Raw genomic sequence first — 574 nt, 5'->3', positions numbered from 1 at the left:
CATATCGGTCAGAGACGCGCCATGACGGTCTCGCCGCCCACCATCGTCTGCCCCGCCGCGACCAGCGGCTCGACGCCGGGCGGCAGGTACAGGTCGGTGCGCGAGCCGAAGCGGATCAGCCCGAACCGCTCCCCGGCCTCATAGGCCATGCCTTCCTCGGCCTCGCACAGGATGCGCCGGGCGATCAGCCCCGCGATCTGCACCACCGCCAGGTTCCGCCCGTCCGGCAGGGTCAGGCGCAGCGCGTTGCGCTCGTTCAGCTCCGACGCCTTGTCCAGGCTGGCATTCAGGAACTGGCCGGGGTGATAGGCCACGCGGGTCACGGTCCCGGCCGCCGGCATGCGGTTGATATGCACGTCCAGCACCGACAGAAAGGTCGCGATCCGCCATACCGGGGCATCGCCCATCTCCAGCGATTCGGGCGGGCTGACCTTCTCCACCGAGACCACGCGCCCGTCGGCGGGGGCCAGGGCCAGATGCGCGTCGGCCGGCGGCACCCGCTCGGGATCGCGGAAGAAATACAGGCAGAAGCCGAAGAACAGCCCGGCCGCCGTGCCCAGCCACTTCGCCGGCC

Annotated in this window: 1 protein-coding gene; it reads right to left on the bottom strand. The window is 70.9% G+C overall.

Going from position 1 to position 574, the window contains the following annotated elements:
- Positions 1-8: 8 nt before the first annotated feature.
- Positions 9-574, bottom strand: a 566-nt coding sequence (locus HUK84_RS22215) for a phosphatidylserine decarboxylase (RefSeq protein WP_176642045.1), incomplete at its 5' end; no start/stop codon positions are given.

This window comes from Nguyenibacter vanlangensis (genome assembly GCF_013376155.1).
GTDB classification, from domain to species: domain Bacteria; phylum Pseudomonadota; class Alphaproteobacteria; order Acetobacterales; family Acetobacteraceae; genus Gluconacetobacter; species Gluconacetobacter vanlangensis.
This window is presented reverse-complemented; position numbering and strand designations above follow the sequence as displayed.